Below are 13,175 nucleotides of genomic sequence, written 5' to 3'. Positions count from 1 at the left end.
CACCGACGACTGACGACTGACGACTGACGACTGACGACTGACGACTGACGACTGAAGACTGTATCCCCTCCCGGACTCCAAGCCATGCATCACACACCTTTCATCGCAGCCGCGGACTCGCCGCATCTCCTTTCCCGCCGGAACTTCTTTACGACGGGCCGCAGCGTGCTCGGTGGTGCGGCCATTGCGACGCTGATGGGAAACTCCGCATTCGGTTCCAGCGAAGCTGCCGTCGGGCCCGATTTTCTGCCGAAGGCAAAGCGAGTCATCTACCTGCACATGGTTGGCGGACCTGCGCAGATGGATCTGTTCGACTACAAGCCGGTGATGAACGACTGGTATGACAAGGATCTGCCGGAATCGATTCGCAACGGTCAGCGGCTGACGACGATGACCAGCGGACAGGCTCGCTTTCCGATTGCTCCGTCCAAATACAAGTTCAGCCAGGCCGGCGACTGCGGCATGTGGATGAACACCGAACTGCTGCCGAGGCTTGCGGAGAAGGCCGACGAAATCTGCTGGATGAAAAGTCTGCACACGGAAGCCATCAACCATGAGCCGGCGATTTCCGCGATGCAGACGGGAAATCAGGTCACCGGCCGTCCGTGTCTGGGAGCGTGGGCGTCGTACGGTCTGGGCACGATGAATGAAAATCTGCCGGCCTTCGTCGTGCTGATCGCCACACCCAGCAATCGCGACCAGGAACAGGCGATCTCCGCGCGGCTGTGGGGTTCCGGCTACCTTCCCGGCCAGCATGCCGGCGTTTCGTTCCGCAGCACCGGCGATCCGATTCTCTTCGTCAACAATCCGCCGGGCGTTCCTGACTTCATTCGCAAACGTTCCATCGACGGACTGAACCGGCTGAATGAACTGACGTACCAGTCGCTGCATGATCCGGAAACGGAAACGCGGATCCGGCAATACGAAATGGCGTTCCGAATGCAGGCCAGTGTTCCGGAACTGACGGACATGAGCCAGGAGCCGCAGCATATCTTTGAACTCTACGGTGAAGATTCGAAGAAGCCCGGCACGTTTGGCTATACGGCGCTGATGGCTCGCCGGCTGGCGGAACGGGGTGTGCGGTTCATCCAGGTGTATCACAACAACTGGGATCATCATGCCAACGTCGCGGGCCGGATGCCCAGCCAGTGCAAAGACATCGACCAGCCCTGCTACGCGTTGCTGGAAGACCTGAAGCAGCGCGGCATGCTGGACGACACGCTGATCATCTGGGGCGGCGAATTCGGCCGCACGATCTACAGTCAGGGCGGACTGTCAAAGGAAAATTACGGTCGTGATCACCATCCTCGCTGCTTTTCAATGTGGATGGCCGGCGGAGGAACGAAAGGCGGAGCGATCTACGGAGAGACCGACGACTTTTCCTACAACATCGTCCGCGATCCCGTTCATATCCGCGATTTTCACGCCACCATTCTGCAGTTGCTGGGCTTCGACCACGAACGACTGACGTACCGGTTCCAGGGACTGGATCAGCGGCTGACGGGTGTTCTTCCCGCGCAGGTTATCAACGAGCTGTTGGCCTGACTTCGGTTTCCAGAGTCAGCAGAAACGCCAGCAGGTCGCGGATCTGTCGTCGTGACAGTGTTTCGGTCATCTCCGGCATGATCGACACCTTCCGATCGACGAATTCCTCGACATCCGCCAGAGCGATTTCCACTTCCTGCCCCTGCGCGTCCGCGAGCGTCATCGACAGGTCGTCCTTTTTCAGCAGCAGTCCCTGAACGACCTTTCCGGAATTCATCACAACCACCTGCGACCGATATTTGTCGTCGATATCGGCGCTGGGTGCGACAATGGATCTCAGCAGGTACTTGGCATCGCGTCGAAGGGCGACGTCGTCCAGCCTGGGACCGATGTTGCTTCCCTGACGCCCGACTCGATGGCAGCGAACGCACTGAGCGGAAATGTGATTTAGGAACAACTGCCGGCCGCGCTGCGGATCTCCGCCGACGAGGCATTCGTCAAACGCCGCCGCGGGGTCGTCACCGGCGGATTGTTCGCGGGCGGTCCGAAATTCGGCCAGCGAAGCCGCCAGTTGGCTGTTGTCCCGGCTGCGGATCTCGGCCGCTTCGATGACTTCCAGCCGAATGTCAGCGGACTCCGCGGCGGTCAGGTCCTGAATCAGCGTGTACAACAGCCGGTCGGCGCCAGGAACGTCCAGTTCGGCACACAACGCTGCCGCTCGCTGGCGTTCGGCCGTCACGTATGAAGTCTTCAGAGTGGCGGCAATCTGGATGACCGCACGACGCGGATCGTGTTTCGCCAGCAGTTCCAGCGCGAATTCGCAAGGCCGCGTCGTCTCGGACTTCAGTGATCTCTGGATCAGCGGATTCAGCAATTCGGACGCCTGCGAATCCAGCGCGCTCAAAGCCTGGACTCGCACGTCCGACGCTGTATTCTCGCCATCACCAGATCTGCCAGGGCATCTTCGTTGACTTTGAAATCGAGCGCCACCGCGGTCGCCAGAGCCGCGGCGCTGATCTCAGAATGTGCATCGCGAATCAGCCCGGACAATACTGCCGCCAAAGGTCCGGGATCCAGGTGTCGTTCGATCGCTGCCGGATCGCGGTACCGTCCCGTCACACGATCCAGCGGTGACGGATGCTTCCAGTCCGCCAGTGCGGCGAGCGCTTCCAGCCTCATGACCGGTGACGCCTGAGGACTCGCGGCAAACTTCGCGATTCGCAGCGCATGTTCCGGCTGCCCCAGCCGAAAGTTCGCGCTGACGCGCGGCGCAGAAAGGCTTCGTTGTGATACACGGGATCGGTCAGCGCCTCAGCCAGTTCCGGCAGCGCGGCGGGTATGGAAAAATCATCGTGGATTGCTCGCGCGGCATCCGTCGCCACAACTTCAGACTTGTCATACAGAAAATCGACAACCAGCGGACTGGCCTGCTGCCGCAATGCGACGACGGCCGCAAGCCGCAGCAGTTCGCTGTCGCTTTCCCGCATCGACTGCAGTTGGTCGGACGCGGCGCAACTCGCAAGTGCCCGGACCAGCGCGAATCGCAGGTACGTGTCGGACATTCGCAGCGTTTTGGAGAACTCAACCAGCGACGGCACGGCGTCAGGAGTCGGGTGATCGCCTAAAGCCGAAGCGACGGCAAACTGAACTCGCGGGCTTTTGTTAGCCAGAATCGACAGCAGCAGCCTTCCGTTGAACGACTTCAGGTCACCGATCACTCGAACAGCCTGAGCAACGATTTCCGGATCATTGTCGACCAGCAGGTGAGTCAGTTTCGTCAATGCCGGCTGGCTGCCTTGTCGCGCGAGTTGCCCGAGTCCCCACACGGCATGAATTCCGGCGAGCTGTTCTTCATGCGCCGTGGCGGTCCGGATGAGTTCCCCGACCGCATTTCGATTGACGAGTTCAAACTGCGCGTTCAGGCGGATTCGCTGATCCGCGTGAGACAGCAGTCCGACCAGCGCTGCTGTTTCCTGGTTCTTCAGTCCGCGTCCCAGCAACTCACGCACCTGCGCGCGAATGTCGGAATTCGCGGACGCCGGATCGTCGATCTTCCAGACAGCGCCGGTTTGATTCAGCGGATAGCCACCGCCCCAGTCGACTCCGTACAGGGCACCGTCCGGTCCGAAGTTGATGCCGACCAGCGGAATGCCGTTGCCGATCGTCTGTTCGTTCACCATTCGAAACGAAGCGCCGTCCGGCTGTACCTGAAACGCGATCTGATTTCCGTTGGGTGCCCCCGTCAGAAAGAAATAGTCGCGCCACACAGGGCTCAGAGCCGTTCCCGGATTGAACGCGCATCCGGCCGGACCGTCGATTGAATAGCTGATCGGCGGAATCACGTGTGCCGGCTGACCTTCGTGGTACGTTTCCCAGATGCCTTCCGCCATCCACGGGTTGTACCGGCTTTCGCGAAGCTGGTAGTTGAACCGCCAGCCGGCATCCATGCCCCTGACGATGTACACAAAGCGTTCCTTTTCACCTTCGTTGTCGGAATCATTGTCGACTCCAAACAGATTGCCGAATTGATCGAAGGTCGGTTCCTGAACGTTTCGCAGTCCGTGTGCGAAGACTTCAAAGTCGGTGCCGTCCGGATTGCACCGCATGACTCCGCCCTGATTGGGATAGTGAAAGCGCCGGCCTTCCTTCGACATGACGCTGATGGCTTTGTCGCCGATCGACCAATAGATCTTTCCGTCCGGGCCGACGGTCAGACCGTGCATGTCGTGGCCGCCGTACGCGATGTGCAGCCCAAAACCGGTGGCCAGGAGCTCTCGGTCGTCAGCCACGCCGTCGCCGTCAGTGTCGCGAAGCTTCCAGACATCCGGAGCGATCGTGGCGTAGACGGTGTCACCGTCAGCCAGGACTCCAGCGGCAATGCCTGTCACTTCGGTGCGGAAGTCGTCGGCGAATGTCGTGATGGCATCGGCGGTGCCGTCGCCATCGCTGTCTTCCAGGCGATGAATCTTTTCACTGACAACCATCAGATCGCGATAGTCGTGATGTCCGTCACTGTTCAGATCGCCGATGTGCTTTGCACTGGCTGCTTCGTTACCGGGAGCAAGCGTGCGATGATAGAAGGCTCGCTTGTCGTCGATCGACTGCAGGCTGAGATCATCGGCCGTCCACTCGCGATGTTCGCGCAGGTCCAGATCCTGCAGTTTGCGCCGCTGTGTCTGCGTCACGTATGCGCGACCGTGATTGTCCAGGGAAATGGCGACGGGATCGGGCACGTTGATCCGGCCGCTCCATTTGGTGAACTCCAGCGGGGGATTGTTGCCGGCGGGCTGGCTCACAGCGGGCTGAATTTCGTCGGCGGGAACACCTGCGATGAGGCAACAGCAGGCACAGGCCAGGAAAGCGATTCGGGACATCGGACGGTCTCTGGATCAGCAGGACAGTGCCGACGCCACACTCACGACGGCTTTCGCAGTGTATACCGATCCAGCGTTGAGTCGAGGAATTCGACGCTGTAGCCGACGTCACCGGGCGGCAGATAGCGACCGTTTTTCATCGTGACCGGATGCCTGACGTGTTCGTGCAGGTGATCGGAGTATTCCGCAACACGGCCATCCGTCGAACCCGAAACGCAGACGTAGTCGATCATGCACAGGTGCTGCACGTATTCGCAAAGTCCGACTCCGCCGGCGTGCGGACACACGGGTACGCGAAACTTTTCCGCCAGCAGCATCACTGCCAGAATTTCACTGATACCGCCCAGACGGCAACTGTCCAGCTGACAGACCTGCATGCCTCCGCTTTGCAGGAACTGTTTGAACATGATGCGGTTGTGGCACATTTCTCCCGTCGCGACGCGAATCGGCGCGATCGCCTTTGCGATTGCCGCGTGGCCCAGAATGTCGTCGGGGCTGGTGGGTTCCTCGACAAACCACGGACGAAATTCCGCCAGCCGCGAGATCCATTCGATCGCCTGAGGCACGTCCCAGACCTGATTCGCGTCGATCATCATGAACGCGTCTTCGCCCATTTCCTGACGCAGCAGACGGCAGCGGCGCACGTCGTCGGCCAGGTCGCGCCCCACCTTGATCTTGAAGTGAGACCAGCCGCGGTGTTTCAGATCGCGGCATTTTTCCTTCAGCGCTTCGTCCGAATAGCCCAGCCAGCCGGCGGACGTGGTGTAACTGGGATAGCCTTCTGACAACAAGAACTCCATGCGTTCACGTTTCGTCGAATGCTGACGCTGCAGCAGTTCCGTGGCCTGGTTGGGCGTCAGCGCGTCCGTCAGATAGCGAAAGTCAATGCAGTGGACGATCTCTTCCGGGGTCATATCGCAGACCAGTCGCCAGACCGGTTTTTGCTGCAAGCGAGCCCACAGGTCCCAGACGGCATTCAGCAGGGCGGACGCCGCCAGATGGATGATTCCCTTTTCCGGCCCGACCCAGCGAAACTGGCTGTCGCCCGTCAGCCGGCGATACAGCGCTGCCGGAGTCTTCATCTGAGATTCGACAGGTGTGCCGATCAGCAGTGCCGCGAGCGATTCGATGGCCGCGACGCAAAGTTCGTTTCCGCGGCCGATCGTGAACGTCATGCCGTGGCCGCTCAGTTCCGCGGAATCGGTTCGCAGCACGACGTAAGCGGCCGAATAATCCGGGTCCGGATTCATCGCGTCCGAACCGTCAAGCTGCTCGGAGGTCGGGAACCTCAGATCAAAGGTCTCGAAACCGGTGATGGTCACTGACATTGGCAGTTCTTCGTCCGCGCTGTTCTTCGTCGACTAGTGCTTTGTCAGGCGTGGATCGGTGGGTCGTGTGCCACTGGCTGTGCCAGTGTGTTCAGGAGTGCCGGGCACTGGCACAGCCAGTTTTTTCCGGAGCAAAGGGCACTGGCACGGCCAGTGGCACACATCAACTTACGATGGACAGGGCACTACGTCGCGTTGACGATGTCGTCACCATTCATGTAGGGATAGAACAGCCGTCCGATTTCATCCGCCAGTCGCCAGAAGTACTCCGCGCGAAAGGTGTCATAGCTGACTTCGGCGGCCGATCGGGGCACCTGGATCGGAAACACCGAGGTCACGTCCTTGACGAAAATCCGGCGTCCGTCACCGTCGGCCTCCATCTTGTGAACGCTGACAATGCATTCGCAGCGACCGCGAAACAGACTATTGTTACTGTCCCGTTCGAACAGCGAGAAATCGGCGATGTCGACGTAAACCACGTAAGTCACGTCGAACTCTGCTCCGATTTCTTCGGGACTGTCCCAGTCCTTGTTCTTTTCCATCCACACACGAATGCGGTCAGAACTGACAACATCAATTTTGTTCTGCCGCAGTTTCGTCGTCAGGTGAGCGGCGATCAGATAGTCGATGTTGTCATAGGAGTATTTCAGCTCCTTGTCGGCATAGCAGACCACCGCCACGCGAACTCCGCGATCTGTCAGGGACTCCTTTGTTTCCGCTTCGAACAGAGGCTCCAGTTGCGGCGGACCGCCGATCAGGTATCCCAGCAGGATGAAATAGTTGCATCCGGGAAGCGTCAACAACAGCAGCAGCATTGCCGCGAATTGTGTTGCGCGCGAGATCCGGGTTCTGTGGACCATACGGGAATTCTCTGCCTTGCCGAAAAATGCCATCTCGTATCCTCCGACAGCCGCGAGTTTTGTGGCCGTCGCTTCTGCGGTTCTGTGGATCAGTGAATGTTTTCGCTGAACGGGTGGTCGTAGAAGATCTGAGCGATGTGCAGAGCAACGCGATCCATAAAGCGTTCCACGAAGATTTCATCCGATTCGTTTTCCCTGGGAACCGGATACGACGTCGGGAAATGAATCTTGAAGGAACGGTCGAAGACCTGTCGAATCGGCACCTCAGCGTCATCGTCGCTGCTGGCGGCATAAACCAGAACGCGGCCGTGACTGCTTCCCTGAAGCAGTGTTTCACTGTCCGGAACCTTGTAGGTAAATGCCTGCACGTTGACATGCATGACGTACTTCGCATCAAACTTCTTCGCCAGCTCTGAGAAGTCGCCCCATTCACCGTGGTCATCAAACCACGTGGCGACGTCGTCCGAGGGAATCACTTTGACTTTGCGAGTCTTCAGGGTCCGCGTCATCCGATCCACGATATCGATCTGCAGAGAAGGAAACTGACCGACAATTCCGTGAGGTGCTGTACATAGAATCAACACGGAGTCATCGCCGTCCGTCAAGTCGATGCCCGTATGGAGCCGAAACTCCGAAGAAACCTGCGGGTCACCAAGGATGGCCTTCCCGGCCATCACGAACAGCGAACAACCGCTGAACGAAGCCAGCAGCAGCGCGATCGCAATGCCCCGCGCGACGTTCGGCATTGTTCGGGCGGGTTGGCGCACTTCCGTGGTTGCGATGGAACTTTGCGACATGACTGTTCGGCACCGTCTGAACTGTGCAATTCAAATCCTGAACCAGCGACGCATTCCCGACGCCGCAGTCGCCGGCGCGTTCCCAGACTCCGTACGGTGAGTCACAACAATCGGATCACCCACAGCACAACCGTCGCGGCCAGATAGGCGATTCCGCCAAAGATCAGCCACCACGTCGGTTCCGCTGTCAGCCACCACCGGCCCGTGCCGGAAACTGTGAAGCACCAGACTGAAGTCAGAACAAACAGCGGAGCCAGAATCATGGCGCTCGGGTTCGATCGCCACATGTCGCTCCACTGTCCTCGTACGAAATGCGAGAACGCTGTCGTCATGCCGCAGTGGGGACAGTTCAGCCCGGTCAGCGACTTGAACTGGCACGGTGGAAATCCCAGTTGTTCGTGCGTGCCGAAGCCCCGGGAATCCGGATTCAGCAGCGCCGCCACAACGAAGATTCCAGCCAGAGCCAGACCGATCACCAGCAGAACAAGCCTGGTGAACCGGCCCGGTACTTCATGACGTATGATCATCGTTCGCACTTCGCACGGCACAGAAGTAACAGTGTTGATTCCCTGCCTCAAGAGCAGTCAGACCGGTGACTGGCGGACAATTTCACGGTGACGCAGAATGTGCCGGAAGTTTACGGCTGACGTCCTGGTTTTGCCCGCTGAAAGGCAGTAACCGCCGAAACAGGTGCCCCCCCGGATGACGCAAACATATGAAACTCTGCGCTGGCAGGGCGGTTCGAATGGATCGCTGTGGATGATCGATCAGACACTGCTGCCGACGGAATTCCGCGAAATCGAATGCCGCTGTGTCGAAGACGTCCGGGACGCGATCAAAGTGCTGAAAGTCCGCGGCGCTCCGGCCATCGGCGTCGCGGCGGCATACGGAGTCGTCATCGGAACGCAGACGCACCGTTCGGCAGGTCGCGGCGATTTCAACGCTCGACTGAAGCAAGTGACGGACGATCTGGCTTCCAGTCGTCCGACCGCAGTGAATCTGTTCTGGGCGCTGGACCGAATGAATCGATTCGCCGCCGACCGGTCGCAGCTTGCGTCCGAACAGATCCACGCTGCGCTGCTGACGGAAGCACAGACGATCGACGCCGAAGACAAACAGATGTGTTGCGACATTGGGCGTCACGGCAGCCAACTGATGCCGTCATCCGGAGGCATCCTGACTCACTGCAACGCGGGAGCGCTCGCGACGGCCGGTGACGGCACGGCTCTTTCAGTCATATTCGCCGCGGCGGCCGCCGGCAACAAGATTCACGTCTACGCCGACGAAACCCGGCCGCTGCTGCAGGGAGCTCGTCTGACCGCATGGGAACTCAAGCAGCGCAACATTCCCATCACCGTCATCTGCGACAACATGGCCGCTCAGGTGATGAAGGAAGGTCGCATTCAGGCCGTCGTCACCGGTGCGGATCGGATTGCCGCCAGCGGAGACGCCGCCAATAAGATCGGAACCTACGGAGTGGCCGTGCTGGCGAAAGCCCACGGCATCCCGTTCTACGTGGCCGCTCCGTCCAGCACGTTCGACCTGACTCTGGAAACCGGCGACACCATCCCGATCGAGCAGCGAGACCGCAGCGAAATCGCCAGCGGATTCGGCAGAGTCACGGTTCCTGACGGAGTCGACGTCTACAACCCCGCCTTCGACGTCACACCTGCCAAACTGATCACCGCAATCATCACAGAACGCGGCGTGATCAATTCTCCCACCACCGAAAAAGTGCGCTCCCACCTGAGCTGACACGAGCCGCAGCACAACGCGAATTCTCCCGCTGCACCTCGCGACGCACCGCGACCGCGGTTCTCATACGAAGATGCGAAGTAGCTTTTTCAACTTCGCGCCTTCGGATGCGCCATGAAACACAGAGAAACAGAGATCACCGAGCCCCGTCAGGGCTGGATTTCCGGATCCATCGCGCGAGGACGTTCGAAGGAAGTCGGAGCGCCTAATTCGCTGGAAGGAAGTTGGTGGTGGACCATTCGCTGGTGCTGCGCAGCCAGGTCAGGTCGGGGTCGCTGAGAATGAATTGCAGCGATGGCGGGTTTTCGGTGGCGAGCTTCTTTAGCAAAGCAATCGCCTCAGCGACGTGAATGGCAGCCGTCTCGCGATTCACTTCGGAATCTGACTCCACAAGGTTCTGTGCTCGAAAGGCGTGCGTGCCGGCGTGGTAGATGAGTCGGTATCCGCTGAACATCGGGTTCACATCCTGAAGTCCGTTGATATGGTCGAACAGTTCTTCAAAAGTGTTTGCCGTCACGTCCGGATTAACGTTGCGAATGACATTCCTGGCTTCCTCGGAAAGGACGTCGGACGTCGCTGCCTGCGCATCGCGGCGGGCGGCCAGCATTAGAGCGATACATTCGCCGGTGGTCGTTTTGCTGTCTGCGGAATTTCCCAGCAGACGCTCGGTACTTTCCAGCAGAAGTGTCGCCAGCAGGGAATACATGGCGGCAGCTCCGCCCGTCGTGGATTCGCCGGATTCGTCGGCGTGCAGGTAGTGCAGCATTTGCCGGCAGTCTTCGGCCGACTGTTCCCAATGATCGCCGGCCAGATGAGCGTTGGACATCTTTAACAGAGCTTCGGCGATCAGGATGCGATTCGAATTGTTCTGAGGCTCATCCCGAATCATCGCGTCGTAGATTTCGATGGCCTCCTGCAGGTAGTGCATGGATTCCTCATCGCGCTGCAGGGCGTGCAGAGTGTCGGCCATCAGACTTTCGGTGTTGGCAATGTTTCGTCGTGCCTGAGAATTCTGTGGATCGGCGGCGGACAGTTCGCGAAAGGTCAGCAAGGACTGTTCGAACAATTCCGCCGCTCGATCGGGATTGCCCAGCGCCGTACTGACCATCCCCTGGGCTCGATCCAGCAGCGCAGCGGAACTGCGAAGATCGGTGTTGTGCTGCTGCGTTTCCAGCAGGCGATCCACAAGTTGGCGGGCGATTGTAAAGTGCTTCCCGGCAGTCGCGGCGTCTCCGCTGTCGAGGAATGCTCGCCCGATCTGAAAATGAATCATCTGGCCGGATCGCTGTGCAACCGTGTCGTCGGGCGCTAGTGCATTGAGCCGGTCGATGTGCAAAATCGCCTGGTTGCCGGCTTCGATGACCTGTGCGGGGCTGGCCATCGCCTGCCACATGGAATCCAGCTTCTGCTGATGCTGAACAACAATCTGCCGCAGCGCCTGCTGGTTGTCCGGGTCGTCGGCCAGCACTTCGTTCAGCAGCGAGAAACTTTCGTTTGCGAACGCTTCGGCCAGCGCTGGCTTCGTCAGTCTCGTGTAATGCACGCTGAATCGGCCGAGCGACGCTGCCAGGTCCAGCTTCGGCTCCGGATCATCGGGGTGCCGCTCAAGGACCTCGCGTGCCAGGTCAATGGCCCGCTGAAAGGATTGTGCGGCTTCGTCGTGCGATCCCTTCAGAGACATCAGATCGCCGATGCGATGCAGAGCCCGCAGTGTTGTCCGATCGGCGGCGCGGTCGCCGCGAACCTGCGACAGAGAGTTCAAACCATCGATGGCCGCGTCAACGATCTTTTCGCGTGTCCTGATCGTCGCCGCGTTGGCGGACAGATCGTCGTACAGAGACTCCACCAGCGAATTGAGCGCATTGACGGCGGCCGTACGATCCTGATCAGCCGCCAGTTCCGCCTGCTGCGCTTTGGTGCGTTCCTGCCGGACAGAATTATTGGCCGATGACAGCCAGAACGCCGCGATCGTGGAACCGATTCCCAGCGCAAGCAGCAGAGTGAGCGATACGGCAGCCAGCGATGCGACTCGCCGGTTGCGTCCGCACCACTTTCGGAACCGCTGAAACTGGCTGACCGGCCGGGCCAGAATCGGTTCACCCTTTTCGAACCGGACGAGTTCCTCAGCCAGCTCCTGTGCCGATGCGTAACGTCGCGCCGCGTCCTTTTCGAGACACCGGGCGCAGATCGTTTCCAGTTCAACGGGGACAGAAGAATTCAGCTCTCTCAGCAGCGGCGGATCATTTGTCAGCACCTGGCTGACGATTTCCCAGGGAGTGGCGGCTTGAAACGGTGGCCGACCGCACAGCGTTTCATACAGCACCGCTCCCAGCGAATACACGTCGGACCGTTCGTCGGCCGTTTCGCCGCGAGCCTGTTCCGGAGCCATATACGCGGGAGTTCCCACAACGTCGCCCGTAGCGCGCAGCGTGTGTTCGGCGTCCAGACGTCGAGCCAGGCCGAAGTCGCTGACCTGAGGCTGTCCGTGTCGATCCAGCAGCACGTTACCCGGTTTCAGATCGCGGTGAATCGTTCCCCGGGAATGAGCGAACTGAACCGCCAGCGCAACCTGCTTCATCAGCGCGACGGCGTCGCTGACGGGAAGTGGTCCGTTCCGCAGACGCTCGGCCAGCGAACCACCGTCGCAAAATTCCATCACCAGAAACGCCGCGCCGTCGAATTCACCGACCTGATAGACCGGCACAATTCCCGGATGCCGCAGTGACGCGGCCGCTTCGGCTTCACGAAACAGGGACGACCGCTGCTGTTCTCCGGCGGCATCAACGTTCATCAGCAGTTTGACCGCGACAGGCCGGTTCAGACGTTCTTCCGTCGCGCGATAGACGACTCCATTGCCGCCGCGACCGACAATGCGTTCCAGTTCGAAGCCGGGAATCCGAGGCGCGCGGCTCGGCAGCGACGGCGGAGTACCGGTCAGAGTCGCATCAGGGTCGGCTGTGGAAGCGTCGCCAACCGAGATCTCCAGCGCTCGATGAATCTGAAACTGGCGGGCGATCTCGGCCTGCAGTTGAGGAAACCGCCGGATGTATTCCTCCGGTGCCGGTGATTCCCCGCGGGCTTCGCGCAGCAAAACTTCGCCGTAAACAAGATCCATCATTAGATCCTGCCGTGCCGCGACCGCCGGTTGTTCAGCGATTAGCGCCTCAACCGAAACGCGGTCGCCATTCCTCCAGCGGTGCTGCTGCAGATCGATAATCGAATCGGGGTCATCTGACGAATCTTGCGAAAAATGAAGGTCGTCCATAGTTGTCACCCGTCACAGCCGCCGCTGTACGATGCCCGGGGGAAGTCAGATTGATGGCGTCGACTTCTCACGATAACGCAGACCGCTCGGCCATCGGACAGGATATTCGCCAGGTTTGCGGAAAACGGAAGTGTATGGATTCGTTTGTCGTCCGCGCGTACGTGGTGCTGTGTTGTCGAAAGGCTGAACGCGCGGTCGGCCCTCTCCCGGGCATCGCTCCGCTCGCCCGACCTCTCCCGGACGGCTTCGCCTGGGAGAGATGGATGCGCGGACGCTGTGCCGGGAGAAGTTGGTGCGTGGAGTTCTCCGCA

The 13,175-nt window shown here is 59.8% G+C and carries 10 protein-coding genes; 2 read left to right on the top strand and 8 right to left on the bottom strand.

Annotation, left to right across the window (positions count from 1 at the left end):
* Positions 1-84 precede the first annotated feature (84 nt).
* Positions 85-1,545 carry a DUF1501 domain-containing protein gene (locus tag R3C19_20065; protein ID MEZ6062646.1) on the top strand — a complete coding sequence of 487 codons (1,461 nt, stop codon included), beginning with the start codon at positions 85-87 and terminating at the stop codon, positions 1,543-1,545.
* Here the strand turns inward: R3C19_20065 and R3C19_20060 are convergent.
* The 7 genes from R3C19_20060 to R3C19_20030 form a co-directional block, all read right to left on the bottom strand.
* The gene (locus tag R3C19_20060; protein ID MEZ6062645.1) at positions 1,526-2,404 is read right to left on the bottom strand and encodes a c-type cytochrome; all 879 of its coding nucleotides are present in this window, start codon (positions 2,402-2,404) and stop codon (positions 1,526-1,528) included. The genes R3C19_20065 and R3C19_20060 overlap by 20 nt on opposite strands.
* Positions 2,386-2,664, bottom strand: a complete 279-nt coding sequence (locus tag R3C19_20055) for a hypothetical protein (GenBank protein ID MEZ6062644.1) — start codon at positions 2,662-2,664, stop codon at positions 2,386-2,388. Before R3C19_20055 ends, R3C19_20060 begins: the two co-directional genes overlap by 19 nt.
* A complete protein-coding gene (locus R3C19_20050) occupies positions 2,661-4,859 on the bottom strand; it encodes a HEAT repeat domain-containing protein (protein MEZ6062643.1) in 2,199 nt (732 codons plus the stop codon). The genes R3C19_20055 and R3C19_20050 overlap by 4 nt, the downstream gene beginning before the upstream one ends.
* A gap of 41 nt (positions 4,860-4,900) precedes the next feature.
* Positions 4,901-6,187 (bottom strand): enolase C-terminal domain-like protein, encoded by a 1,287-nt coding sequence (locus R3C19_20045; protein ID MEZ6062642.1) that lies wholly within the window; start codon positions 6,185-6,187, stop codon positions 4,901-4,903.
* Between the two features lie 185 nt (positions 6,188-6,372).
* Complete coding sequence (locus tag R3C19_20040; GenBank protein MEZ6062641.1) at positions 6,373-7,047, bottom strand: hypothetical protein; 675 nt, start codon at positions 7,045-7,047, stop codon at positions 6,373-6,375.
* 89 nt (positions 7,048-7,136) lie between these two features.
* Positions 7,137-7,793, bottom strand: a complete 657-nt coding sequence (locus R3C19_20035; GenBank protein ID MEZ6062640.1) for a hypothetical protein — start codon at positions 7,791-7,793, stop codon at positions 7,137-7,139.
* 152 nt (positions 7,794-7,945) lie between these two features.
* Positions 7,946-8,371: a DUF2752 domain-containing protein gene (locus R3C19_20030; GenBank protein ID MEZ6062639.1), complete on the bottom strand. Its 426-nt coding sequence runs from the start codon at positions 8,369-8,371 to the stop codon at positions 7,946-7,948.
* A gap of 175 nt (positions 8,372-8,546) precedes the next feature.
* Between R3C19_20030 and mtnA the strand changes: the two genes are divergently transcribed.
* Entirely contained in the window at positions 8,547-9,599 is a 1,053-nt protein-coding gene (mtnA, locus tag R3C19_20025; protein ID MEZ6062638.1) for an S-methyl-5-thioribose-1-phosphate isomerase, read from the top strand.
* Between the two features lie 205 nt (positions 9,600-9,804).
* On the opposite strand, the gene R3C19_20020 is transcribed toward mtnA, so the two are convergent.
* Positions 9,805-12,864, bottom strand: coding sequence for a serine/threonine-protein kinase (locus R3C19_20020; protein MEZ6062637.1), 3,060 nt, complete (start codon positions 12,862-12,864; stop codon positions 9,805-9,807).
* Between the last annotated feature and the right edge of the window lie 311 nt (positions 12,865-13,175).

The sequence above is a fragment of the Planctomycetaceae bacterium genome (assembly GCA_041398785.1).
Lineage (GTDB): Bacteria > Planctomycetota > Planctomycetia > Planctomycetales > Planctomycetaceae > JAWKUA01.
This window is presented reverse-complemented; position numbering and strand designations above follow the sequence as displayed.